Source organism: Bordetella genomosp. 5, from assembly GCF_002261315.1.
Taxonomy (GTDB): Bacteria; Pseudomonadota; Gammaproteobacteria; order Burkholderiales; family Burkholderiaceae_B; genus Bordetella.
In genome coordinates this window covers 65,384-89,587 of sequence record NZ_NEVP01000017.1, presented here as the reverse complement: position 1 = coordinate 89,587, position 24,204 = coordinate 65,384, and the positions used below count along the sequence as shown (strand labels likewise).

Here is a 24,204-nt window from a genome sequence, read left to right as displayed (position 1 = left end):
GTTGCCGCGCGCAAACGGCGCGGCCGGCGCGATTTTAGTCTTCCGCGGCCTCGGCGCGTGCATCCCGGGCCAGCAGGGCCGACACCGCGGTCATGGGCGCGACACCGTCGAACAGCACGGCGCAGACGGCCTCGGTGATGGGAAGCTCGACGCCCAGTCGTTGTCCGCGCGCCAGCGCGGCCCGCGCGCAGCGCACGCCCTCGGCGGTGATGCCGCTGGCGAGAATGTCGTCGAGCTTGCGGCCCGCGCCGATCTCGAGGCCCACGCGGCGGTTGCGCGAGAGCTCGCCGGTGGCCGTGAGGACGAGGTCGCCCAGGCCGGTGAGGCCCGAGAACGTGGCGGCCTGGGCGCCCAGCGCGACGCCGAAGCGGCTCATTTCGGCCAGACCGCGTGTGATCAGCGCGGCGCGGGCGTTGGTGCCCAGCGCGAGGCCATCGGCAATGCCGCAGGCCACCGCGATCACGTTTTTCAGGGCGCCGCCCACCTCCACGCCGACGACGTCGGCGCTGGCGTAGACGCGCACCGCGCCGCCGTGCAGGGCATCGGTGGTGGCCTGGCGCACGCCGGGGCGGTCGCTCGCGATCGTGAGGGCCACGGGCAAGCCGCGCGCCACTTCGCGCGCGAACGACGGGCCGGACAGCACGCCGCCCGCGAACGACGGCAGGCCCGCCATGGCTTCGGCGACGATCTCGTGCGGCAGGCGCGCGGTGTCGGCCTCGAAGCCCTTGCAGGTCCAGACGATGGGCGTGTCGTGCAGGCCCAGCGCCGGCAGGCGGTGGGCCAGTTCGGTGCAGATCGGAGCGAGCCCGGCGACGGGCGCTCCGAGAATGATCAGTGCGGGATCGGTGCCGGCCGCGAGGAACGCCAATGTGCGTTCCAGGTCGGCACCGATCTCGAGCCCGGCGGGCAGGGCCACGCCAGGCAGGTAGCGCTCGTTTTCGCGGGTGCGGGCCATGGCCTGCGCCTGCGCGGCATCACGCGCCCAGAGCTGAGTCGGGTGACGCCGGCTGGCCGCGGCAGCCAGGGCCGTGCCCCAGCTTCCCGCGCCCAGCACGGCGACGCGTAAACGCCGTGCCGCGATCGAGCTCACGGTCTTACTGACGCGTGGCGCCGGCGGGCAGGATGATGCCCGAGTCGCCGCCCTGCTGCTGTTGCTGCTGCTGGGTCATTTCGGCGATGCGCTGCTCGTACAGGGCCTGGAAGTTGACTTCGGCCAGGTGCAGGGCGGGCATCGACGTGCGGGTGATCGCGTCGGCGATGTTGGCGCGCAGGTACGGATACAGCATGGTCGGGCACACGATGCCCAGCAGCGGATCCATCTGCTCTTCGGGGATGTTGGCCAGTTCGAAGATGCCGGCTTGCGTGCCTTCGACGAGGTACAGCGTCTTGTCGTTGATGCGCGTCGTGACGGTGACGGTCACGGTGGATTCGAACACGGTTTCGGCCAGGCGCTGGCCGCCGACGTTGATCGAGACCTCGACCTGAGGTGCTTCCTGCTCGAGGAACACGTGAGGCGCGTTGGGCATTTCCAGCGACAGGTCCTTGAGGTAGACGCGCTGCAGATTGAACGAGGGCGCGTCCGAGCCCGCTTGCTGGTTGGTTTGGTCCTGATCAGCCATGAGAGTTTCCGGGTGTAGTAATTGCTGGGGGGAGGCGTGGGCGCGGGCGCCGTCAGCCGTTGAGCAGGGGAGCCAGGCCGCCGGAGCGGTCCAGCGCCTGCAGGTCATCGCAACCGCCGACGTGCGTGTCACCGATGAAAATCTGCGGCACGGTGCGGCGGCCCGTGCGCTCGATCATGACGTCGCGTTGGGCCGGGTCCTGGTCGATCTGGATTTTTTCCAGGTCGGTGACACCACGGTCGCGCAACAGCTTTTCGGCACGCGAGCAATAAGGGCAATAGTCCTTGCTGTACATGACGACTTTATTCATGAGGATCGCTCCGGCTAGGGTTTTCGGACAGGTAGGGCCTGATCCGTGATTACTTCTGCGTCACGGGCAGGTTGGCGGCGTACCAGGCGCGCATGCCACCTTCCAGGGTATACACATCCGCGAAACCTTGCGAGCGCAGGCGCTGCGCGATGCGCGGCGCCGAGCGGCCTTGTTCGCAGACGAGGATCAGCGGTTTGTTCTTGGGCAGGTTGCCGGCCTTGGATTCGAGATCCTGGGCGGGCAGGCTGCGGGCCTGGGCGATGTGGCCGGCCTGATACTGCTCGGCCGCGCGCACGTCGACCCAGACGGCCTGGCTCTTGTTCACGAGCTGGGTCGCCTGGGCGATGTCGACCGCATGGGCGCCGCCGCGGCCCTTGCGCAGGCCAGGCAGGCACAGCATGACGCCCGACACGACCGCCACGGCGAGAATGAAGATATTGTTCTGGTCGAGCAAGAATTGCATTAAATCCACGGGACATCCTGAAGTGCGGCCGGGTGGGCGCGGTTCGTGGCCGGTCCCGGCAGGCCGGGGGAGAGAGGGCGACGGACCCGCCCTGGCCTGATGACGATGGCCCGGTCGCACGAGTGCGCCGGGAGGGCTAAGCCTGGGGCAAAATCGCTCAATTATAAAATGACCCGATTGTTCAACTTCAATCCGCTGATTTTGCGGCCGATACCATGCACAAACTTGTCCTGATGCGCCACGGCGAAAGCCAATGGAACCTCGAAAACCGCTTCACCGGCTGGACCGACGTGGACCTCACCGAAACCGGCCGTGAACAGGCCCGCAAGGCGGGCGAACTGCTCAAGCAGGAAGGCTTTGTTTTCGACCTGGCCTACACCTCCGTGCTCAAGCGCGCCATCCGCACCCTGTGGATCGCGCTCGACGCCATGGACGCCATGTACACCCCCGTGGGCATCAACTGGCGCCTGAACGAGCGTCACTATGGCGACCTGCAGGGCCTGAACAAGGCCGAGACCGCCGCCAAGTTCGGCGACGAGCAGGTCCTGGTGTGGCGCCGCGCCTACGCGATCGCGCCCGAGCCGCTCGCGCTGGACGACGAGCGCCACCCGCGCTTCGATTCGCGCTACGCCAAGATCCCGGCCGACCAGCTGCCCGCCACCGAGTGCCTGAAAGACACGGTCGACCGCGTGCTGCCGTTCTGGAACGAATCGATCGCCCCGGCCATCCGCTCCGGCCGCCGCGTGCTGATCGCCGCGCACGGTAACAGCTTGCGCGCGCTGATCAAGCACCTCGACGGTATCTCGGACGACGACATCGTCAACCTCAACATCCCGACCGGCCAGCCGCTGGTCTACGAGCTCGACGATGACCTGCGCCCGATTCGCCACTATTATCTTGGCGATGCCGCCGAGATCGAGGCGGCCATGGCGGCCGTGGCCGCCCAGGGCAAGGCTAAGAAGGACTGATTCCATGCGGGTCGCGGCGGGTTTGCTGTTGTTGGGCATGTGGGTGGGAACACCGGCGGCCTGGGCGGTGTCGACCGATCTGGCGGGCCGCCAGTCGGAAGCCGAACGGCAGCAAGCCGCGCTGCGCGACCGCATCGGGTCGCTGCAAAAAGACATCGATGAGCGCGAGGCCGCCCGCAAGGAAGCGGCCGATGCGCTCAAGACGTCCGAATCGGCCATCTCCGCGATCAATCGCCGGCTGCGCGAGCTCGGTGATGCCTCGCATCAGGCCGATCTCGACATCGCCAACCTCGACAAACAGATCGCCAACCAGAGCGCCGTGCTGGCCAAGCGCCGCGCCGAGCTGGCCGACCAGCTGCGCACGCAATACACCAGCGGCCTGTCTCCCTGGACCGAGCTGCTGTCCGGCGGCGATCCCCAGCAGCTGGGCCGCAACCTCGGTTACCTCGACTACGTCTCGCGCGCCCGCGCCGACGCGGTCACCGAAGTGCGCCAGGAAATCGAGCGGCTGGCCAATCTGCAGGGTCAGGCGGACGCCCGCCGCGCCGAGGCGCGCCGGCTGGTCGAAGAAACCACCCGTCAAAAGGCCGAGCTGGTCACGCAGCAGAAAGAGCGGGCCAGCCTGCTGGCCAAGCTCGAAGGCCAGATCAATGCGCAACGCGCCGAGGCCAACCGCCTCGGCCGGGACGATCAGCGCCTGTCGCGCCTGATCGGCGACCTCGACGTGGCGATCGCCAAGCAGGTCGAAGAAGAAGCCCGCCGGCGCGCGGCCGAAGAGGCCCGGCGCAAGGCCGAGGCGGCGCGCCGTGCCGAAGAGGCCCGCAAAGCCGAAGAGGCGCGCAAGGCCGAGGCCGCGCGGCAGGCCGAAGCGGCGCGCCAGGCGCAGCGTCAGGCCGAGGCCGACCGCCAGAAGGCAAAGCAGCAGGCGCGCGAGAAAGACCGCGAGGACCAGGCCCGTGACGCGGCCCAGGCCCGCGAGCAGGCCGAACGGGCCGCCCGCGGGCCGGTGGTCGTGGCCGATCCCGACGCGGCCGGCCTGCGTCCCGTGCCCGGCACCCAGGGACGTCTGACCGGCAATACGCCGGTCGCGCCGCCGCCGAAGACCACGCCGCCTGAACCTGTGCCCGAAAAACCGGTCCAACCCGAAACCCGTACCGCCGCGGCCCAGCCTTCCGAGCCGGCCCGGCCGCTGGTGGGCGGAGGCAATGGCCTGCGCAAGGGTCTGCCGGTGCCGGTGCGCGGCAATGTGCAGGGCCGTTTCGGCGTCGACCGCCCGGATGGCGGCGTGTGGCGCGGCATCGTGCTCCGCACGGCCGAAGGCACGCCGGTCAAGGCCGTCGCCCCCGGCACAGTGGTCTACTCCGAATGGCTCAGGGGTTTTGGCAATCTCATCATCGTGGACCATGGACAGCAATATCTGACCGTCTACGCTTATAACCAGAGTCTGCTCAAGCGGGTAGGCGACAGGGTGGCAACGGGCGATACTATTGCTACCGTGGGGGCGACGGGCGGTCAGGTGGAATCGGGCCTATACTTTGAAATTCGCCATCGTGGCGCTCCGGTGGATCCAGCCCAGTGGCTGGCGCTGTAATCCCGGTATCAAAATCAGGATGTGTGCATGAGCACTCGCAAGTTTCGCGGTTTCGGTCTGGTAACGATCGGCGTGGTGGCCGGCGTATTGCTGAGCGTGGGCGTCACTGCCGTGGCGCAACGCGGCAGTCCGCTGCCGCTCGACGAGCTGCGGCAATTGAGCAATGTGTTTGCCGCCATCAAGAACAACTACGTCGAGCCCGTCGATGACAAGACACTGATCAGCAATGCCATCTCCGGCATGGTGTCCAATCTCGACCCGCACTCGGCCTATCTCGATGCCGAAGCCTTCCGCGACATGCAGACCGCCACGCAGGGCGAGTTCGGCGGCCTGGGCATCGAAGTCGGCGCCGAAGACGGCTTCGTCAAGGTGATCTCGCCGATCGAAGACACCCCGGCCGCGCGCGCCGGCATCATGGCGGGCGACCTCATCATCAAGATCGACGACACCCCCACCAAGGGCATGTCGCTCAACGACGCCGTCAAGCTCATGCGCGGTGCGCCCAAGTCGCCCATCACGCTCACCATCATGCGTGGCGACCGGGCGCAGCCCATCGTCATCAAGATCGTGCGCGACATCATCAAGGTGCGCAGCGTGCGCAGCAAGATGCTCGACGATGGCGTGGCCTATGTGCGTATCGCCCAGTTCCAGGAAAAGACCGGTTCCGACCTCGCCCGCCAGCTCAAGGAGCTGGGTGCCAAGGCCGCGCCCAAGGGTCTGGTGCTCGATCTGCGCAACGACCCGGGTGGTCTGCTGACCAGCGCCATCGGCGTGTCCGGCGCGTTCCTGCCGCCGGATGCCATGGTGGTCTCGACCGACGGCCGCACCCCGGATTCGCGCCACAAGTATCACGCCACGCCTTCCGAGTACGCTCGTGGCGAAGGCAACTACCTGGCCGATCTGCCTGCCTGGACCAAGACCGTGCCGATGGTGGTGCTGGTCAACGTCGGTTCGGCTTCGGCCTCCGAGATCGTGGCCGGCGCGCTGCAGGATCACAAGCGCGCCAAGGTCATGGGCAACCGCACGTTCGGCAAGGGCTCGGTGCAGGTGATTCTGCCGCTGTCCGAAACCACCGCGGTCAAGCTCACCACCTCGCGCTATTTCACGCCGAGCGGCCGTTCGATCCAGGCAACCGGCATCGAGCCCGACTACGTCGTGGCCGACACCGCCGACGGCGATCTGTTCCGCCTGCCGCGCGAAGCCGATCTGCAGCGTCACCTGTCGAACAAGCAAGACCCGGCTTCCGAGGTCAAGTCCGACCCCAACGCGGCCGAGCCGCCGCTGGGCAAGATCTTTGAATTCGGCGGCAAAGACGACTTCCAGCTCCAGCAGGCGCTCAACCTGCTGGCCGGCAAGCCGGTGCAGAAGGGTTCGGCGCGTGCGCAGGCCAAGGCCGATATCAAGCCCAACGCCAGCGGCACGGCCACCCAGCGCATGACGATCACGCCGTCCGGAGTCGAGCCCGCCAAGAGCAAATGAACGACCAGCAGTTATTGCGTTACGCCCGCCACATCCTGCTCGACGATCTCGGTATCGAAGGGCAGGAGCAACTCCTGGGGGCGCGTGTGTTGATCGTGGGGGCGGGCGGCCTGGGCTGTCCCGCCGCGCTCTACCTCGCCACGGCCGGCACCGGCCACATCACGCTGGCCGACGACGACGTCGTCGAGCTGAGCAACCTCCAGCGCCAGATCCTGCACACCACCGCCAGCGTCGGCCAGCCCAAGGCCGAGTCCGGGCGGGACATGCTCGCGCGCTTCAATCCCGAGGTTCAGGTCGTGCCGCTGGTCGCGCGGCTCGAAGGCGATGCGCTGCTCGAGGCCGTGCGCGCGGCCGACGTGGTGCTCGACTGCTGCGACAACTTCGCCACCCGTCACGCCATCAACCGCGCCTGTGTCGCCGCGCGCAAGCCGCTGGTTTCGGGCGCCGCGATCCGCTACGACGGACAGATCGGCGTTTACGATCTGCGCCGCGACGACGCGCCCTGCTACCACTGCCTGTTTCCCGAGGCGGACGAAGCTGAAGAACTCAGCTGTGCCACCACAGGCGTGTTCGCGCCGCTGGTGGGCATCATCGGCGCCATGCAGGCGGCCGAAGCCATGAAACTCATCACCGGTCTGGGCCAGCCCCTGGTGGGCCGTCTGCTGCAGCTCGACGTCCGCACCATGCAGTGGCATAGCGTCAACGTCGGCCGCGACCCCGGCTGCGAGGTCTGCGGCCAGCGGCACTGAGATGCGCGTTCCTGTCGCGCCCTCGCACGGCCAAAGTTATCAGATAACCTGAACAATGATGCTATGATCGCCGCATGCTGACCCATTCCCTCACGCTGACCGACCGCGTCGCCGGCCGCATCGCCGAGCAGATCGCCCACGGCACCTATGCCGTCGGCGCGAAGCTGCCCGCCGGGCGCGACCTGGCGCGCGAGTTCGGCGTGAGCGCCGCCGTGATACGCGAGGCCACCGAGCGCCTGCGGGCGCAGGGCCTGGTGCGCAGCCGTCAGGGCTCGGGCTGCGTGGTGCTGTCGCGCACCGGCAGCCAGGGCTTTCGGGTGCCGGCCGAGGCCGGCATGGATCGCACGCAACTGGCCGAGGTCATCGAGCTGCGCATGGAAGTAGAGGGTGGGGCGGCCGCGCTGGCCGCACGCCGCCGCACCGATGCCGACCTGGCCGCGCTGCGTGGCGCGCTGGCCGAACTGGGCCGGCACCTGGACGACCCCGAGCGCGGCGTCGAGCACGATCTGGCGTTTCATCGTGCGATCGGCCAGGCCACGCACAACCCGTCGTACCAGCAGCTGCTGCAATACCTCAATCTGCAGCTGCGGCAGGCGGTGCACACGGCGCGCAGCAACACGCAGCGTCAGCCCGGCCTGTCGGCGCTGGTGCACCAGGAGCACGAGGCCATTCTGGCCGCTATCGAGGCCGCCGACGAGGCCGGCGCACGGGAGGCGGTGCATCGCCATCTGCGCAACGCCGCGGCGCGGCTGCAATTGCAAGAGGCCGGCGGCTGAGCGCCGCGGCCCGTTTTCGAATTCCACTTCACCGAACCTGATCATGAGCGACACCGACTTTTCCCTGCAGTTGCGCAACGCCCTCGGGCCCGACGTCGTGCTCACCGAGGCCGCCGCTATCGAACCCTGGCTGTCCGACTGGCGTGGCCTGTACCGCGGCCACGCCCAGGCCGTGCTGCGTCCGCGCACCACCGCCGAGGTGGCGCAGGCGCTCGCGCTGTGCCAGGCCGCCGGCGTGCCGGTGGTGCCGCGTGGCGGCAACACGGGGCTGTGCGGGGGCGCCACGCCCGACGGCGGCGCGGCCAACGTCGTGCTGAGTCTGGACCGCATGACGGCCGTGCGCTCGATCGACACCATCGCCAACACCATGGTGGCCGAGGCCGGCTGCATTCTGGGCAATCTGCGCCGCGCCGCGCAGGAGGCCGGACGGCTGCTGCCGCTCAGCCTCGCGGCCGAAGACTCGAGCCAGATCGGTGGCAACCTCGCCACCAATGCCGGCGGCGTCAACGTGGTCCGCTACGGCATGGCGCGGGAGCTCGTGCTGGGCATCGAGGCCGTGCTGCCGACCGGCGAAATCTTCAACGGCCTGCGCACGCTGCGCAAGGACAACACCGGCTACGACCTGAAGCAGCTGCTGATCGGCTCCGAAGGCACGCTGGGCGTGATCACGGCGGTGGCGCTGCGCCTGTATCCGCGCACCGACGTGCGCTCGGTCGTGCTCGCGGCCGTCGAGTCGCCCAAGCAGGCGCTCGAGCTGTACGAGCTGCTGTTCCAGCGCTGCGGCGCCCGCCTGCAGGCGTACGAGTTCTTCACCGGCGATTGCGTCGATCTGGTGCTGGCCCACGCGCAGGGCGTGCAGGAGCCGTTCGCGCAGCGCTATCCGGCCTACGTGCTGATGGAGCTTGCCGATACCAGCGACGAGGCCGCGCTCAACCAGCTGCTCGAAACGGTCGTGGGCGAGGCGCTCGAGCGCGAGCTCTGCCTCGACGCCGCGGTGTCGGCGTCGCTGGCGCAGCTGCAGGCGCTCTGGAAGCTGCGCGAGGAAATCTCCGAGGCGCAGCGCGCCGATGGGCCGCACCTCAAGCACGACGTGTCGCTGCCGATCGAACGCATCCCCGAATTCATGGTGACGGCCGAGGCGCGCCTGCGCGAGCTCGATCCCTCGGTGCGCCCGTTCATCTTCGGGCATTTCGGTGACGGCAACCTGCACTACAACCTGTCGCGCCCCGCCGGCGCGCCGCGCGAATGGGCCGCCGAGAAGGGCGCGGCCGTCACCGATATCGTGCTCGACGAAGTGCACCGCTACGGCGGCAGCATCAGCGCCGAGCACGGCATCGGCCAGCTCAAGCGCGAGCATTTTCTGCATACCAAAGACCCGCTCGAGCTGCGCCTGATGCGTGACATCAAGCGGGTGTTCGACCCCGCGGGGATCATGAATCCCGGAAAGTTGCTATAACAGCGGGCAAGCAAGGGAAGACCGCGGCCGCGCCCAGCGTGGCCAGCACATGCACCGCTCCACAGAAAGAGCGGAAGTGAACGTCAGTCCGCCGCGCGGATTTCCCGCGTGGCTCTTGCACATGGAATTGAGACAATGCACGCGAACTTTATCGGGGGCGCCTGGGTCGACGGCGTCGACGCTCGTCCCAACATCAACCCCTCCAACCTTGCCGATGTGATCGGTCAGTACGCCCAGGCCGACGCGGCCCAGGCGCAGCAAGCGATCGCGGCCGCCGTGTCGGCGTCGCACGAATGGGCGCATTCGACCGGCCAGCGCCGCTTCGACGTGCTCGACGCCGTCGGCACCGAGCTGCTGGCGCGCAAGGAAGAGCTCGGCCGCCTGCTGTCGCGCGAAGAGGGCAAGACGCTGCCCGAGGGTATCGGCGAGGTGACCCGCGCCGGCTACATCTTCAAGTTCTTCGCTGGCGAGGCGCTGCGCATCCAGGGCGAAAAGCTGCCCATGACGCGTCCCAACATCGAAGCCGACATCACGCGCGAACCCGTCGGCGTGGTCGGCATCATCGCGCCCTGGAACTTCCCGATCGCGATTCCGGCCTGGAAGATCGCCCCGGCCCTGGCTTATGGCAACACCGTGGTGTTCAAGCCGGCCGATCTGGTGCCGGGCAGCGCCTGGGCGCTGTCCGAGATCCTGAGCCGCGCGGGCCTGCCGGCCGGTGCGTTCAATCTGGTGATGGGCCGTGGCACCGTCGTGGGCCAGGCCTTCCTGTCCGACAAGCGCGTCAACGCCATCAGCTTCACGGGTTCGGTCGGCACCGGCCGCCGCGTGCTCGAGGCCGCCATGGGCCGCATGGCCAAGGTGCAGCTCGAGATGGGCGGCAAGAATCCCCTGGTCGTGCTCGACGACGCCGACCTCAAGACGGCCGTCGAATGCGCGGTCAACGGCGCATTCTTCTCGACAGGTCAGCGTTGCACGGCGTCGAGCCGCCTGATCGTCCAGAAGGGCATCTATCCGAAGTTCCTCGAGGCCGTGCAGGCTCGCCTCGAAGGCCTGAAGATCGACGACGCGCTGCTGGCCGGCACCGACATCGGCCCCGTGGTCGACCAGAGCCAGCTCGAGCAGGACCTGAGCTATGTGGCGATCGGCCGCGACGAAGGCGCCCGCCTGGTCACCGGCGGCGAACAGGTCAAGCGTGCCACCGAAGGCTTCTACCTGACGCCCGCGCTGTTCGCCGATTGCGACAACAACATGCGCATCAGCCGCGAAGAAATCTTCGGGCCGGTGGCGTCCGTGATTCCGGTCGACAGCTACGAGCAGGCGCTGGAGCTCGCCAACGACACCGAGTTCGGTCTGTCGTCGGGGATCTGCACCACCTCGCTCAAGCATGCCACGCACTTCAAGCGCGAAGCGCAGGCCGGCATGGTGATGGTCAACTGCCCGACGGCGGGTGTCGACTATCACGTGCCGTTCGGCGGCCGCAAGGGCTCGAGCTACGGTCCGCGCGAGCAGGGCCGTCATGCCGCCGAGTTCTACACCACCGTCAAGACCTCGTACACCGCATCCTGATGCGGCAGGCACGATAAAAATCCCCGGCCATCGGCCGGGGATTTTTCGTTGCGCGCGCAACCGATGGGACGGATGGCGCGTCAGGTGCGGTGATACACCTCGGCGCCCTTCTTGACGAACTCGACCGCCTTCTCCTGCATGCCTTGCTGCAGCGCCTGCTGGTCCGACACGCCCTGCGACGCGGCATAGTCGCGCACGTCCTGGGTGATCTTCATGCTGCAGAAGTGCGGGCCGCACATCGAGCAGAAGTGGGCCACCTTCATCGAGTCTTTCGGCAGCGTCTCGTCGTGGAACTCCTTGGCCGTGTCGGGGTCCAGTCCCAGGTTGAACTGGTCATCCCAGCGGAACTCGAAGCGGGCCTTCGAGAGCGCGTTGTCGCGGATGGCGGCGCCCGGATGGCCCTTGGCCAGATCGGCGGCGTGGGCCGCGATCTTGTACGTGATGATGCCGTCCTTCACGTCCTTCTTGTTGGGCAGGCCCAGGTGTTCCTTCGGCGTGACGTAGCACAGCATCGCGGTGCCGTACCAGCCGATCAGCGCGGCGCCGATGCCCGAGGTGATGTGGTCGTAGCCCGGCGCGATGTCGGTCGTCAGCGGTCCCAGCGTGTAGAACGGCGCTTCCTGGCAATGCTCGAGCTGCAGCTCCATGTTTTCTTTGATCATCTGCATCGGCACGTGGCCGGGGCCTTCGATCATGACCTGCACGTCGTGCTTCCAGGCCACCTGCGTGAGCTCGCCCAGCGTCTTCAGCTCGGCGAACTGCGCCTCGTCGTTGGCATCGTAGCCCGAGCCGGGACGCAGGCCGTCGCCGAGCGAGAAGCTCACGTCGTAGGCCTTCATGATCTCGCAGATGTCTTCGAAGCGTTCGTACAGGAAGCTCTCTCTGTGATGCGCCAGACACCACTTGGCCATGATCGAGCCGCCGCGCGACACGATGCCGGTCATGCGATCGGCGGTCATGGGAATGAAGGGCAGGCGCACGCCGGCATGGATGGTGAAGTAATCGACGCCCTGTTCGGCCTGTTCGATGAGCGTGTCGCGGAAGATCTCCCAGGTGAGGTCTTCGGCCTTGCCATCGACCTTCTCGAGCGCCTGGTAGATCGGCACCGTGCCGATGGGCACGGGCGAATTGCGGATGATCCATTCGCGCGTTTCGTGGATGTGCTTGCCGGTGGACAGGTCCATCACGGTGTCGCCGCCCCAGCGGATCGCCCAGGTCATCTTCTCGACTTCTTCCCCGATCCCGGAGCTCACGGCCGAGTTGCCGATGTTGGCGTTGATCTTCACCAGGAAGTTGCGGCCGATGATCATCGGTTCGATTTCGGGGTGATTGATGTTGGCCGGAATGATGGCGCGGCCGCGCGCGATTTCGTCGCGCACGAACTCGGGCGTGATCGCGCTGGGCAGCGCGGCGCCGAACGACTGACCGGGATGCTGGCGCAGCAGGCGGCGCGCCAGCTTCTCGCCATCGGGCCCGCTGGCGCGCAAGGTCTCGATGTACTGCTCGCGGCGCAGGTTCTCGCGTATGGCCACGAATTCCATCTCGGGCGTCACGAGGCCGCGGCGCGCATAGTGCATCTGCGTGACATTGGCGCCGGCGCGGGCCCGGCGCGGCGGACGGCGCAGGTCGAAGCGCATGGCGGTCAGCTTGGGATCGGCGAGGCGCGCCTGGCCGTATTCGCTGGTCGGGCCGTCGAGCACCTCGACGTCGCCCCGCTCATCGATCCAGGCGCGGCGCAGTTCGGGCAGGCCGGCGCGGATGTCGATGCGTGCCGCCGGATCGGTGTAGGGCCCGCTGGTGTCGTACACCGTGAGCGGCGGGTTCTGCTCGCCGCCGAACATCGTGGGTGTATCGGCCTGGCTGATCTCGCGAAAGGGCACGCGCAGATCGGGGCGGCTGCCGGTCTGGTAGACCTTGCGCGATTGCGGCAAGGGGGCCACGGCCGCGGCGTCGACTTCGGCGGTGGCGGCCAGAAACTTGGGATTGGCGTTCATTGAAAAGCTCCAAGAGAAAATGTTGGAGCCGAATCGGGAGATTCCGCGTGCGCGCGCGAGCCGGCCTGAGCCGGTGGGCATTGCGGAAATCGCTCCCAGCATCGGCATTATCCGTACTGGTACGAAGGGACTCTCTCAACACGTGTGCCGTTGCCGGACACGAGTACCCCTGCGAGCCCGCAGTATAGGCGGTATTGGCTATTTACATCTGGAAGCAGTCGGCACTAACAGGTGGCGGATTGCCCCTGTACACTTTTTTCAATGCCAGGATGCGACCCGCCCTCCTGGCTCGTCATCACTGTCTGCAACCTAAGAAGGAAATCCATCATGCAACTGACTGTGCGTAAATTGGCACCCGCCGTGGCGCTCATGGCTCTGGTGCTGGCGGGTTGTACAACTCCCTCCAAGACGGGCGACAAGAGCGCCGCCACGCCCGCCACGACGCAGCCGGCACAGCCCGCGACCGCGTCCTCCGTCGAGTTCTACATCGCCCAGACGCAACCGGGCGCCGGCCTGGCCGAGGTCAAGGTGCCGGACGGCTCGCTGTACATGCAGCGCCAGCCGGTTCTGACGCGCGCCGATCTCACCGAAGCCGCCGCGCTGGTCGATCGCCAGGGCCAGAACTTCGTGGGCTTGCGTTTCACCGAAGCCGGTGCACGCAAGCTCAACGACGTGAGCTCGCAGAACGTCGGCAAGATGCTGGCGCTGGTGCTCGACCGTGAACTGGTCGCCGCCCCGAAGATCGCCGAGCCGCTGAACCGCGGCGTGCTGGCCTTCGGCGTGCCGTCCGAGCAGGCCGCCGCCGCCATCGCCGCCAAGATCCGTGGAGATGCGCCGGGCGCCGCTGCGCCGGGAGCCGCCGCTCCGGGCGCCGCTGCGCCGAACGGTCGTACGCCGGCTCAACAGGCCGAGCCGTCGAACTCGACCAACCAGCCCGCGCGCCCCTGATCGCGCAGGCCAAGGTGCAAACCCCCGGCTGCTTCGGCATCCGGGGGTTTTTTTATTGCGGCGTCATGTTCGGCGCGATGCGCACGGGCGGGTCGCCAGGACACGAGCGCGCGCGCGACGAGGGTGCGTACCCGCGCGCGGCGGTACCGCCATCCATCAGGCGGTTGGGGATACGCAGGAGGGATTCAGCGCCCGCGCCGTGGCGCGGGCGGTGCCGGGGAAGCGGGCAGACTCGCGGCCTGAAACTCACGCAGCATCGTGCGCAACACCGAGTCGATCAGACGCTGCTGTTCGGCGCTCAGGGCGTGATACTCGGCGGCGGTCATGCCACTGAACGGCCAGGGGTGGATGTCGGAGGCAACGTCGGACGAGGGCTCTCGCAGCGTCGTCGTGGTTTGCGGCACCACGGGCGTCATCGAGCCCGTCCCGGTGTCGAGCCAGACCGGATCGATCTTCAGGGCATGCGCGAGTTGTTGCGCCGAGCGACTGAATCGGCGCTGACCGCTTTCGTAGCTGGCGATGGCGCTTTGCGACACGCCGCTGACCCGCGAAAGCTGGTGCTGGGTGTAGCCGCGCACACGTCGTGCATGCTTCAGTCGGTCTGAGAAAGTGTTCACCCCGGAATTGAAGCTTGGTTCAGTATTACAGTGGTGATACCGACTATCACATTGTGATAATGTGCGACGCCCCGGGGTGTCGCGTTGGTTCATCCGGCAGTGGTCGTCTGCCCTGGCAAGGCAGCGGGTCTCCGGTCCTCGGCCCTTTGGTTGCGCGGTGTCCCCATGAACATATCCGAACCACTCCCGTCCGGCTCCGAACCTTTCTCATACGGCCAGCCGGCCCCGCTCCCCGGCACGACGCCGCTGTCTCCGGACATCGCGGCATCGGCGCAGGGCGGTGGCGTCATTCTGCACGTCCAGTGCCGGCCGCCCGGCTTCTTCCCGGACGCCCTCGAAGACAACCTGCGGCGTTCCGGGTGGCGCGTGCACGGGCTGCTCGCGCACGCGCTGACCGACGCGGCCGTGAGCGAGCAGGCGCCCGATGTGGTGCTGCTCAGTGGCGACGCGGAACACGCGGACAGCGTGATCGCATTGCTGCGCCATCTGCAGGCCCATCACTGGCCGGCCTTGCGTGTCGCGCTGTTGGGCGGCGCGTCGGCGTTTCTGCGGATTCAGGCCTTGCAGGCCGGCGCCGACCTCTGCTGCTCCCCCGAGGGTTCGGACGACTGGACGGCGGCCGAGCTGATCGCGATCTTCGAACGTTGGCGCAGCGCTTCAGCGGCGCGGGCGAGGCCGTCGCGCTGGCGGATCTGCGCATCGAGCCGTTATCTGTACGGGCCCGGCGCGGTGCGGGTGCCGCTCACGGCGGCCGAGGGGCTGTTCATGAGCCGGTTGCTGGCTGCGCCCAATCAACGCCTGGCGCGCACCGGCGGCGCCGAAGGGTCGCGAGGCGACGACGTCACCGTGGCGCGTCTGCGCAACAAGGCCCGGCAGCTCGGCGTCGATCTGCCGGTCTGCGCGGTGCGTAACTGGGGTTATCTGTTTCTCGACGAGGCATGAGGCGCGCGGCGATGCCGCGCGTCATGGTCGGATGTGTTTCGCGGGCCCGGGTCGCCCCTGATGCCCGCTGCCCGCGATCAGGTGATCACGAGGTTGTCGCGGTGCACGAGCTCGGGGTCGGTCATGCTGCCCAGGATGAACGCGATCTGCGATGAGGGCTGGCGCATGATGCGGCGCGTGTCGGCCGCTGAGTAATTCACCAAGCCGCGCGCGCATTCGCGCCCCTGCGCATCGACGCAGGCGACCACATCGCCACGCTCGAACTCGCCCTCGACCGCCGTGACGCCGATCGGCAGCAGGCTCTTGCCCTCGTGCAGCAGGGCGCGCACGGCGCCTTCGTCGAGTTGCACCCGGCCGCGCAGGCGCAGGTGGTCGGCCAGCCACTGCTTGCGCGCCGACCACACCGGCAGCACGGCTTGCAGCTCGGTGCCGATGCACTCGCCTTCCGAGAGGCGGATCAGTACGTTGCGCTCGCGGCCCGAGGCGATCACGGTGTGCGCGCCGCTGTGAGCCGCGCGCTTGGCAGCCAGAATCTTGGTCAGCATGCCGCCGGTACCCACGCCGCTGCCGGCGCCGCCCGCCATGGCTTCGAGCGTGGCGTCGCCCGCCTGCGCGTGCTGCACGAATTTCGCATCGGGCTGCTTGCGCGGGTCGGCTTCGTAGAGGCCGCGTTGGTCCGTGAGGATGATGAGCGTGTCGGCTTCGATCAGATTGGTGACCAGCGCACCGAGCGTGTCGTTGTCGCCGAAGCGGATCTCGTCGGTCACGACGGTGTCGTTTTCGTTCACGATCGGCACCACGCCCATGCGCAGCAGCGCAAACAGCGTGGAGCGGGCGTTGAGATAGCGATGGCGATCGGCCAGATCCTCGTGCGTGAGCAGGATCTGCGCGGTGCGCAGGCCGAACTCCGCGAACGCCGCTTCGTAAGCCTGGCACAGGCCCATCTGACCCACGGCGGCGGCGGCCTGCAGCTCGTGCATGACCGACGGCCGCTTGCGCCATCCCAGACGCGCCATGCCTTCGGCGATGGCGCCACTGGATACCAGCACGACCTGCTTGCCCTGCTTGTGCAGGGCGGCGATCTGCGCGGCCCAGTGAGCGACCGCGGCGCGATCGAGGCCACGGCCTTCGTTGGTGACGAGCGAGGATCCGACCTTGGCGACCAGGCGCTGAGCCTGCGCGACGACGGAAACGGTTTCAGTGTGGGCAGTCATGGCGATGACCGGGCGAGACGTTGACGAAAGACCGCCCGGACGAACCGGGCGGCGCGGTGACGGACTGCGATTATGGCTTATTCGTCACCGTCACGCGGCTCGGTCTGCGCCGCGCCGGTCTGCACCGCGCCGGCCGGCGCCGCACTGGCCTGCACTGAACCGCGCGTCGTATCGAAACGCGGGTCGTCGTGCACATACGTGCCTTCGGCCTGGTCCTGGGCGATCAGGTCTTTTTGCTTCTCGGCGTCGAGGTAGTCTTGCAGCGCCCAGATCAGATCCTGCGTGCCCTCGCCGCTGATGGCGGCGATCGCGAACACCGGGCCGTTCCATTCGAAGGCTTCGCAGAAGCGCTTGCGGGCGGATTCGGGGTCCTGGACCATGTCGAGCTTGTTGAGCACGAGCCAGCGCGGCTTGGCGGCGAGCTCGGGATCGTAGCGGCGCAGCTCTTCGACGATCGCGCGCGCACCGTCCACGGCGGCGTCGATGGGATCCGTGTCGGGATCCTGGCTCGAGACATCCACGAGATGCAGCAGCACGCGCGTGCGCGCCAGATGGCGCAGGAACAGATGGCCCAGGCCGGCGCCTTCGGAGGCGCCTTCGATGAGGCCGGGGATGTCGGCGACCACGAAGCTGCGTGCGGCGGAGGTACGCACCACGCCCAGATTGGGATGCAGCGTGGTGAAGGGGTAGTCGGCGATCTTGGGGCGCGCATTCGAAATGCGGCTGATCAGCGTGGACTTGCCCGCGTTGGGCAGGCCCAGCAGGCCCACGTCGGCCAGCACCTTGAGCTCGAGGCGCAGGCGGCGTTGTTCGCCTTCCTTGCCCGGCGTCCATTGGCGCGGCGCGCGGTTGGTGCTCGACTTGAAATGCAGGTTGCCCAGGCCGCCCGAGCCGCCGGCGGCGAGCGTGACCTGTTCTTCGTGGCGGTCGAGGTCGAACAGCACTTCGCCGGTGTCGGCGTCGTGCACGACGGTGCCGACCGGCACGCGCAGCGTGATGTCGGGCGCGGCCGCGCCGTATTGGTCGGAGCCGCGGCCGTTTTCGCCGTTTTTGGCGCGGTGCAGGCGAGCGTAGCGGAAATCGATCAGCGTGTTGATGTTGCGATCGGCCACGGCATAGATGCTGCCGCCGCGACCGCCATCACCGCCATCAGGGCCACCCCTGGGGATGAATTTCTCGCGGCGAAAGCTCGCCACGCCATTGCCGCCTTTGCCGGCGATGACCTCGATGGTGGCTTCGTCTACGAATTTCATGTGCGTGTCTGGTCAGTGAGCGGGGCCGTGTCGCTCGCGCGCCCGAAGGCGCCGCGGTGGCGGCCGGTGATGCCGTGCGTGGCGTTGCGAGGTCGTATGCGAGGCCATGGCGGGCCGTGTTGCCCTGTGTCATGTGCCGCGTCGCTGATCGCGCATCTCGCCCGCGTGCTTGCCCGCAGGGGTATATGAAGTCCGGGATTCCTCGGCAGACGCGCTGCCGGGCAGGGATCCTGTGCCGGATATTTTGCCTTAAAACAAAAAGCCCCGCCGCGTGCGGCAGGGCTTTTTGCCGTGCGTGTGACGCGACCGATTACTCGGCGGCGACGACCGACACGATGGCCTTGTTCAGAGCACCCTTGGTGCCGAACTGGACCTTGCCGTCGGTCAGTGCGAACAGGGTGTGATCCTTGCCCACGCCGACGTTCACGCCCGGGTGAAAGCGGGTACCGCGCTGACGCACGATGATGCCGCCTGCCGAAATTTGTTGGCCGCCATAAACCTTGACGCCCAGTCGCTTCGATTCGGAATCGCGACCGTTACGCGTAGAGCCGCCGCCCTTTTTCTGTGCCATGTTTTAGCTCCTGAATACCGGGATCAAGCCGTGATGGCTTCGATGCGGATCTCGGTGTAGTTCTGACGGTGGCCCTGACGCTTCTGATAGTGCTTGCGACGGCGCATCTTGAAGATCTTGACCTTGTCGTGCCGGCCATGCGCAAGAACCGTAGCCTTGATCACGGCGCCAGCGACGAGGGGCGTACCAACTTTGAGTTGGTCGCCTTCGCCCACGGACAGCACTTGATCCAGGGTGATTTCTTGCCCGATGTCAGCAGGTATCTGTTCTACCTTGAGTTTTTCGCCAGCGGCAACGCGATACTGCTTGCCACCGGTTTTTACGACCGCGTACATGGGATATATCCTTGGAAAGATGTGGGGCTCGTGGTGCAGGGACGATCCGTGATCGGGCGGACGTTCAGGGCGCGGCTTCCGAAGAAGTGCGCCGGGGGTCTGTGCCTGATAGGTTCGATCCACCGGGGTGGAGTATCCGGACGTGAAGATCGTAGCGGTAACCGCGCGATGCTTCTTGCCGTGGATAGCCGGGGTCGTGGTCTCCAGATCCGTGGATTTACAACTGCGGATCCGGCACGACGAGGCATTCCTGCGCCACGTGCTTTTTTCGGCCAATAAGCCGAATCGAGGATTCTAGCCGGGGGCTGTGGAAAAGTCAAAAAGGCGTTGCGCTAGAAGGGCTTAGCGTGTGGCGTGGGCGTCACGGTCGGCTGCCCCTGACGTGCGGCCACCTGACATTCGGCCACCATGCCATTCAGCCACCCTGACGTTCAGCCGCCCGGACGGTCGCCCACCGTCACCCGCGCCGCGATCTGGCGGGCGGCGTCCAGCAGCCCGGCGCGCACGGCGTCCGCATGGCGCGGGTCGAGGCGGTCCGCCGGCAGCGAGGTGCTGATCGCCACCCGGCGCCCCAGCGCCGTCTGGCCCACGTAGGCGGCATAGCAGCTCAGGCCGGCGCTCACTTCCTCGAGGTCCAGGGCCACCCCGGTACGCCGCGCGGTGGCGAGCTCGGCGAGCAGTGCCGCGGGGTCGGTGACCGTGCGCTCGGTCAGGGCGGGCAGGGGCGAGGGCAGACGCGCGAGCACGTCGGCATCGCTGAAGCTGGCCAGCAGGGCCTTGCCCAGGGCGCAGGCATGAGCCGGCAGGCGCGAGCCCGGGTCGGTCACGAGCCGCACGGGGCGGCGTGCGTCTTCACGGGCGAGGTAGGCCACGTCGGTGCCGTCCAGCATGGCGAGCTGCATGACCTCGTTGTGACGCGCCACGAACGCGGCCGCCGCGTCGCGAAACGCGGGTTCGAGGCTGTCATGACGCAGATAGGCGGACCCCAGCGAGAGCAGGGCCAGGCCGATCACATAGCCTTCGCCCGTCCGCTCGATCCAGCGCCGCGCCTCCAGCGTCTCGAGCAGCAGGTACAGCGAGCTGCGCGGCATGCCGCAGTCCCGCGCCAGGTCGGCCGGACGCACCGGCGACCCGCGTTCGGCGAGACGCCGCAGGATCTCGTCGGCCCGCGCGATGGCGGGGACTTCGTAGGGCGCGGCGCGCTCGCTCATGATCTGTCCAATATATTGGATAAGACGCCATTATATTGGACGAGTGGCGTGCTCGCCTCCTAGACTGATTCCAGGCTTTCCCACCCCGATCGTCATTCAGAACGCCGCCCCGCGCGGCGCACGCCAGGAGACTCGCCATGACTTCCCCCGCTTCGGCCTACGCCGACTTCGCGCTCGACGCCGCCCACGATCTGCCCGAGGACCTGGACCAGGCCCTCCTGATCGGGCGCGTCTGGCTGGGCGCCCCGGCCAACGGGCCGGCCGTGGTGGTGGTGCGCCGCGGCGAGGTGTTCGACATCACGGCGGCCGTGCCGACCGTGTCGGATCTGCTGGAGCGGCCCGATCGTGTCGCGCTGGCGCGTGAGGCGGACGGCCCCTCGCTGGGCCCGGTCGCGGACCTGCTGGCGCGCTCGGGCCAGGCCGGCCAGCCGCGCCTGCTGGCGCCGTGCGATCTGCAGCCGGTCAAGGCCGCGGGCGTGACGTTCGCGGTGAGCCTGCTCGAGCGCCTGATCGAGGAGCAGGCGGGTGGCGACGCGAGCCAGGCCGAGACGATCCGCGCGCGGCTGCACGAACTGATCGGCACGGACCTGTCGCAACTGGTGCCCGGCTCGGAGCAGGCCATGCGCCTGAAGGCCGAGCTGCAGGCCCGCGGACAGTGGTCGCAATATCTCGAAGTGGGAATCGGGCCCGACGCGGAGGTGTTTTCCAAGACGCCGCCGATGGCGTCGGTGGGATCCGGGGCCTGGATCGGGCTGCATCCGGTGTCGGAGTGGAATAACCCGGAGCCCGAGATCGTGCTGGCCGTGACCTCGCGCGGCGAGATCGCCGGCGCGGCGTTGGGCAACGACGTGAACCTGCGCGACATCGAGGGCCGCAGCGCGCTGCTGCTGACCAAGGCCAAAGACAACAACGGCTCGTGCGCGATCGGCCCGTTCATCCGCCTGATCGACGAACACTACACGCTGGACGACGTGCGCCATGCCGACGTGTCGCTGCGCATCGACGGGACCGATGGCTTCGTGATCGACGGCGTGAGCCACATGGCCGAGATCAGCCGCGACCCCGCCGACCTGGTGCGCCAGACCTGCGGCACGCACCATCAGTATCCCGATGGCTTCATGCTGTTTCTCGGCACGATGTTCTCGCCGACCCAGGACCGCGCGGGTCCGGGCACCGGCTTTACCCATCGCGAGGGGGATGTGGTCAGGATCGGTTCGCCGCGCCTGGGCGCCCTGGTCAATCGGGTGGCCCGCTCCGACCAGATTGCGCCCTGGACCTTCGGTGTCCGCGCCCTTTACGCCAACTTGCGCGAACGCGGGCTGTAACAACCCGGCGTCCATCCGGAGGGGGCGGGGCGCAGCACGTATAATTCCGCCGACCCCGGCCTGGCGGCGCAGTCCGCCGGCCCCAAGCAACGAGCCGTGGGTCGGCTCGCATCATCTCCCCCGGAAACGCTTTGAATCTCTCCGAGCTGATCGCCCCCATTGCCGACGACATGAAGGCCGTCGACGCGGTTATCCGCGAGCGCCTGAACTCCGAGGTCGTGCTCATTCGAACCATCGGTGACTACATCATCGGCGCGGGCGGCAAGCGCATGCGGCCGGCCATGGTGCTGATGGTGGCGCGGGCGCTGGGCTATCAAGGCACGCATCATCAGCTGCTGGCCGCGGTGGTGGAATTCATCCACACCGCCACGCTGTTGCACGACGATGTGGTCGATGAATCCGACAAGCGCCGTGGCCGCGACACCGCGAACGCGGTGTTCGGCAATGCCGCCAGCGTGCTGGTCGGCGACTACCTGTATTCGCGCTCGTTCGAGATGATGGTCGAGGCCGACTCGATGCGCATCATGCAGATCCTCTCGCAGGCCACCACGGTGATCGCCGAGGGTGAGGTGCTGCAATTGCTGAACGTGCATGATCCCGAGGTGTCGCAAGAGCGCTACCTCCAGGTCGTGCGCTACAAGACCGCCAAGCTGTTCGAAGCCGCGGCCCAGGTGGGCGCGGTGCTGGCCGGCGCCACCCCCGAACAGGAAGAAGCCGCCGCGGCCTATGGCCGCCACGTCGGCACGGCGTTCCAGTTGATCGACGACGTGCTGGACTACAGCGGCGACGCGCTCGCGCTGGGCAAGAACGTCGGCGACGATCTGCGCGAGGGCAAGCCCACGCTGCCGCTCATCCGCGTGATGGAAGTCGGCACGCCCGAGCAGCAGCAATTGATCCGTGACGCCATCACCACCGGTGACGCCGACTTCGCCGCGGTGGCCCAGGCCATCCAGCAGACCGACGCGCTCCAGCACGCCCGCGAGGCCGCCGAAGCCGAGGCACAACGGGCTCGCGATGCTCTCGCGAACTACCCCGTTTCCACTTTTAAAAATTCTCTGGTAGAATTCTGCGCTTTCGCGGTGAACAGAGATCGCTAACGTTTTTCGGCGGTTTTTGGTCAGGCTGAATGTGGCTGAAAAGCGAAAAGCGTGTGGCTGAAAAGCCAAAAGCGTGTGGCTGAAAAGCCAAAAGCAAGTGGCTGCAAAGCCAAAGCAAGTGGCTGAAAAGCCGAAGCAGGTGGCTGCAAAGCCAAAGCAGTTGTAGAGAATCGGGGCGTAGCTCAGTCTGGTAGAGTACTGCGTTCGGGACGCAGGAGTCGGAGGTTCGAATCCTCTCGCCCCGACCACTTACACTGTGGTTGAATTTTTGACGATGTTCCCGAAGCATCGTCAGTGGTGTTGAAAAAACACCGTCGGCAAGAGCCGGTAGCGCGCAAGCACTGCCGGCTTTTTTGCGTCTGCCTTATCTGTGTAGTCAAGATGCGTCGCCCACGATGGCGCCAGGCAGTGATCGCGCGCTCGCGTCACGACTACGATCGGGTCGACGCTTCGATTGCCCTGCGGGCGCCCTTTGCCGTCATAAAGAGCTTCAGCGGGCTGACGTCCGGCAGTGAGACAAACCCCATACTTGCGATAGAAGGCTGCCGCGCCCTCATCCTTGGCGTCGACCAGTGCAACCGTCACAGCAAGCGGGCCCGCGACGGCCATGCCCAGTGCCTCGGCTAACAGTAGTCCGCCCAAGCGAGGTTGCCTTATCGTTTGCCGCCGTTGTTGTCGGCCGGCATGCGGGCGCAGTATTCCCTGAGGATGTCTTCGAGCGCCGCCTCGGCGGCCGGGGTGCGTTCGTCGCTGCGGACGCGGCGGATCAGGTTGATGGGGGGCAGGTTCCAGCCCCAGTCCCAGTCGATGCGCCCGATGCGGCCGCGGGCGGCGAGTTCCTGGGCGATCTCCTCGGGCACCACCGATATCAGCGTGTCGTCGTTGCCGAGCAGGCCTTCGATCACATCCGTGGAATACGCCTCCACGATCGGGGTGGGCGGCGGCAGGCCTTGTCGGATGAAGTGTTCGGCGATGAGGTGGCGGGTGGGCGTTTTCACTTCCGGCAAAACCCAGCGCATGGCGGCGACCCCGGCCCAGTCGGGCGCGCGCGCCTGCAGGCGGCGCGCGAGTTGCGCATGGGCGATCAGGCAGGGGCGCTGGTGATACAGCACCTCGTGCGCGAGGCCGTCGAGTTCGGTGAAGGCGGAGACCCGCCCGATCATGCAGTCGAGCTCGTGCCGGCGCAGCATCGGCAGCAGGTGGTCGGTGGTGGCGCGGTGCAGGGTGAGGGTGACGCCGTGGCGCGCGTGCAGGGTGGCGATGGCCGCCGACAGCAGGGCGCTCGAAACGTAGGGCACCGCGCCCACATGCAGGTGCGCTGCGTGGCCCTGTTGCAAAGCCTGCACCTCACGCGCCCAGAGCGAGAGGTCGTTGTGCATGCGGCGCGCGCGGGCGATGGCCAGTTCGCCCAGCGGCGTGGCCTGCAGGCCACGGCCGGTGCGCAGGAACAGCGGCGCCTCGAAGATGTCTTCGATCTCGAGCAGGGCCTTGGTGGCCGCCGGCTGGCTGATGCCTGCCTGCGCGGCCACGCGCGTGAGCGAGCCGTGATGGGCGATGGCGATCAGCAGCTCGAGGTGGCGATGCTTGAGGCGGCGGGCCAGGTTGGGCAGGGAGGGGCTCATGCCGTGATATTCCTGAATGGTTATGCAGCTATTCGAATATAGCCAAATTCAGTTATTTCAGGCTTCTATACTGAGCGCCATCAACCCGACCCAGGATC

24 protein-coding genes and 1 tRNA gene are annotated in these 24,204 nt (G+C 67.4%); 12 read left to right on the top strand and 13 right to left on the bottom strand.

Features of this window, described 5'->3' with window-relative positions; translation table 11 throughout:
* Positions 1-34: 34 nt before the first annotated feature.
* Genes CAL25_RS23495 through CAL25_RS23480 form a run of 4 tightly spaced genes read right to left on the bottom strand, consistent with a single transcriptional unit; the run spans position 35 to position 2,401 of the window.
* Positions 35-1,090: an NAD(P)H-dependent glycerol-3-phosphate dehydrogenase gene (locus CAL25_RS23495; RefSeq protein ID WP_094804591.1), complete on the bottom strand. Its 1,056-nt coding sequence runs from the start codon at positions 1,088-1,090 to the stop codon at positions 35-37.
* A 4-nt stretch (positions 1,091-1,094) separates the two neighbouring features.
* Entirely contained in the window at positions 1,095-1,619 is a 525-nt protein-coding gene (gene secB, locus CAL25_RS23490) for a protein-export chaperone SecB (protein WP_094804589.1), read from the bottom strand.
* 52 nt (positions 1,620-1,671) lie between these two features.
* Positions 1,672-1,929, bottom strand: coding sequence for a glutaredoxin 3 (gene grxC, locus CAL25_RS23485; protein ID WP_094804587.1), 258 nt, complete (start codon positions 1,927-1,929; stop codon positions 1,672-1,674).
* A gap of 49 nt (positions 1,930-1,978) precedes the next feature.
* Positions 1,979-2,401, bottom strand: coding sequence for a rhodanese-like domain-containing protein (locus CAL25_RS23480; RefSeq protein ID WP_170948586.1), 423 nt, complete (start codon positions 2,399-2,401; stop codon positions 1,979-1,981).
* Positions 2,402-2,607: 206 nt separating this feature from the next.
* Between CAL25_RS23480 and gpmA the strand changes: the two genes are divergently transcribed.
* The 7 genes from gpmA to CAL25_RS23445 all read left to right on the top strand — a co-directional run bounded on the left by gpmA (position 2,608) and on the right by CAL25_RS23445 (position 10,977).
* Positions 2,608-3,360, top strand: coding sequence for a 2,3-diphosphoglycerate-dependent phosphoglycerate mutase (gpmA, locus tag CAL25_RS23475; protein ID WP_094804585.1), 753 nt, complete (start codon positions 2,608-2,610; stop codon positions 3,358-3,360).
* A 4-nt stretch (positions 3,361-3,364) separates the two neighbouring features.
* On the top strand, positions 3,365-4,951 hold the full coding sequence (locus CAL25_RS23470; protein WP_094804583.1) for a murein hydrolase activator EnvC family protein: 1,587 nt from the start codon (positions 3,365-3,367) through the stop codon (positions 4,949-4,951).
* Positions 4,952-4,978: 27 nt separating this feature from the next.
* The gene (locus CAL25_RS23465; RefSeq protein WP_094804581.1) at positions 4,979-6,430 is read left to right on the top strand and encodes a S41 family peptidase; all 1,452 of its coding nucleotides are present in this window, start codon (positions 4,979-4,981) and stop codon (positions 6,428-6,430) included.
* On the top strand, positions 6,427-7,179 hold the full coding sequence (locus CAL25_RS23460; RefSeq protein WP_094804579.1) for a HesA/MoeB/ThiF family protein: 753 nt from the start codon (positions 6,427-6,429) through the stop codon (positions 7,177-7,179). Before CAL25_RS23465 ends, CAL25_RS23460 begins: the two co-directional genes overlap by 4 nt.
* A gap of 74 nt (positions 7,180-7,253) precedes the next feature.
* Complete coding sequence (locus CAL25_RS23455) at positions 7,254-7,955, top strand: FadR/GntR family transcriptional regulator (protein ID WP_094804577.1); 702 nt, start codon at positions 7,254-7,256, stop codon at positions 7,953-7,955.
* Positions 7,956-7,998: 43 nt separating this feature from the next.
* Positions 7,999-9,411 carry an FAD-binding oxidoreductase gene (locus CAL25_RS23450; RefSeq protein ID WP_094804575.1) on the top strand — a complete coding sequence of 471 codons (1,413 nt, stop codon included), beginning with the start codon at positions 7,999-8,001 and terminating at the stop codon, positions 9,409-9,411.
* Between the two features lie 135 nt (positions 9,412-9,546).
* Positions 9,547-10,977, top strand: coding sequence for an aldehyde dehydrogenase family protein (locus tag CAL25_RS23445; protein ID WP_094804573.1), 1,431 nt, complete (start codon positions 9,547-9,549; stop codon positions 10,975-10,977).
* Between the two features lie 80 nt (positions 10,978-11,057).
* Here CAL25_RS23445 and thiC read toward each other — a convergent pair whose 3' ends face one another.
* Entirely contained in the window at positions 11,058-12,971 is a 1,914-nt protein-coding gene (gene thiC / locus CAL25_RS23440) for a phosphomethylpyrimidine synthase ThiC (RefSeq protein ID WP_094804571.1), read from the bottom strand.
* A gap of 327 nt (positions 12,972-13,298) precedes the next feature.
* Here thiC and CAL25_RS23435 point away from each other — a divergent pair, with 327 nt between their 5' ends.
* Positions 13,299-13,919 carry a SecDF P1 head subdomain-containing protein gene (locus CAL25_RS23435; protein WP_170948585.1) on the top strand — a complete coding sequence of 207 codons (621 nt, stop codon included), beginning with the start codon at positions 13,299-13,301 and terminating at the stop codon, positions 13,917-13,919.
* Between the two features lie 185 nt (positions 13,920-14,104).
* Here the strand turns inward: CAL25_RS23435 and CAL25_RS23430 are convergent, their stop codons facing one another.
* Positions 14,105-14,536 (bottom strand): helix-turn-helix domain-containing protein, encoded by a 432-nt coding sequence (locus tag CAL25_RS23430; RefSeq protein ID WP_094804569.1) that lies wholly within the window; start codon positions 14,534-14,536, stop codon positions 14,105-14,107.
* Between the two features lie 165 nt (positions 14,537-14,701).
* Here CAL25_RS23430 and CAL25_RS23425 point away from each other — a divergent pair, with 165 nt between their 5' ends.
* Positions 14,702-15,478: a response regulator transcription factor gene (locus tag CAL25_RS23425; RefSeq protein WP_094804567.1), complete on the top strand. Its 777-nt coding sequence runs from the start codon at positions 14,702-14,704 to the stop codon at positions 15,476-15,478.
* Between the two features lie 77 nt (positions 15,479-15,555).
* Here the strand turns inward: CAL25_RS23425 and proB are convergent, their stop codons facing one another.
* The 5 genes from proB to CAL25_RS23400 form a co-directional block, all read right to left on the bottom strand.
* Positions 15,556-16,692, bottom strand: coding sequence for a glutamate 5-kinase (proB, locus tag CAL25_RS23420; RefSeq protein WP_094804565.1), 1,137 nt, complete (start codon positions 16,690-16,692; stop codon positions 15,556-15,558).
* 77 nt (positions 16,693-16,769) lie between these two features.
* Positions 16,770-17,945 (bottom strand): GTPase ObgE, encoded by a 1,176-nt coding sequence (gene obgE / locus CAL25_RS23415; protein ID WP_094804564.1) that lies wholly within the window; start codon positions 17,943-17,945, stop codon positions 16,770-16,772.
* Positions 17,946-18,255: 310 nt separating this feature from the next.
* Positions 18,256-18,516 (bottom strand): 50S ribosomal protein L27, encoded by a 261-nt coding sequence (gene rpmA / locus CAL25_RS23410; protein WP_094804562.1) that lies wholly within the window; start codon positions 18,514-18,516, stop codon positions 18,256-18,258.
* A gap of 23 nt (positions 18,517-18,539) precedes the next feature.
* Positions 18,540-18,851: a 50S ribosomal protein L21 gene (gene rplU / locus CAL25_RS23405; RefSeq protein WP_094804560.1), complete on the bottom strand. Its 312-nt coding sequence runs from the start codon at positions 18,849-18,851 to the stop codon at positions 18,540-18,542.
* Between the two features lie 431 nt (positions 18,852-19,282).
* Positions 19,283-20,062 carry an IclR family transcriptional regulator gene (locus tag CAL25_RS23400; protein ID WP_094804558.1) on the bottom strand — a complete coding sequence of 260 codons (780 nt, stop codon included), beginning with the start codon at positions 20,060-20,062 and terminating at the stop codon, positions 19,283-19,285.
* Positions 20,063-20,199: 137 nt separating this feature from the next.
* Here CAL25_RS23400 and CAL25_RS23395 point away from each other — a divergent pair, with 137 nt between their 5' ends.
* The 3 genes from CAL25_RS23395 (at position 20,200) to CAL25_RS23385 (ending at position 22,732) form a co-directional block, all read left to right on the top strand.
* Positions 20,200-21,387: a fumarylacetoacetate hydrolase family protein gene (locus CAL25_RS23395; RefSeq protein WP_094804556.1), complete on the top strand. Its 1,188-nt coding sequence runs from the start codon at positions 20,200-20,202 to the stop codon at positions 21,385-21,387.
* Positions 21,388-21,518: 131 nt separating this feature from the next.
* Entirely contained in the window at positions 21,519-22,484 is a 966-nt protein-coding gene (gene ispB, locus CAL25_RS23390; RefSeq protein WP_094804554.1) for an octaprenyl diphosphate synthase, read from the top strand.
* 171 nt (positions 22,485-22,655) lie between these two features.
* Positions 22,656-22,732, top strand: a tRNA-Pro gene (locus tag CAL25_RS23385).
* A 43-nt stretch (positions 22,733-22,775) separates the two neighbouring features.
* Here the strand turns inward: CAL25_RS23385 and CAL25_RS24145 are convergent.
* A complete protein-coding gene (locus CAL25_RS24145; protein WP_141217987.1) occupies positions 22,776-23,093 on the bottom strand; it encodes a hypothetical protein in 318 nt (105 codons plus the stop codon).
* 44 nt (positions 23,094-23,137) lie between these two features.
* Positions 23,138-24,106, bottom strand: a complete 969-nt coding sequence (locus CAL25_RS23375; RefSeq protein WP_094804550.1) for a LysR substrate-binding domain-containing protein — start codon at positions 24,104-24,106, stop codon at positions 23,138-23,140.
* Positions 24,107-24,204 lie beyond the last annotated feature (98 nt).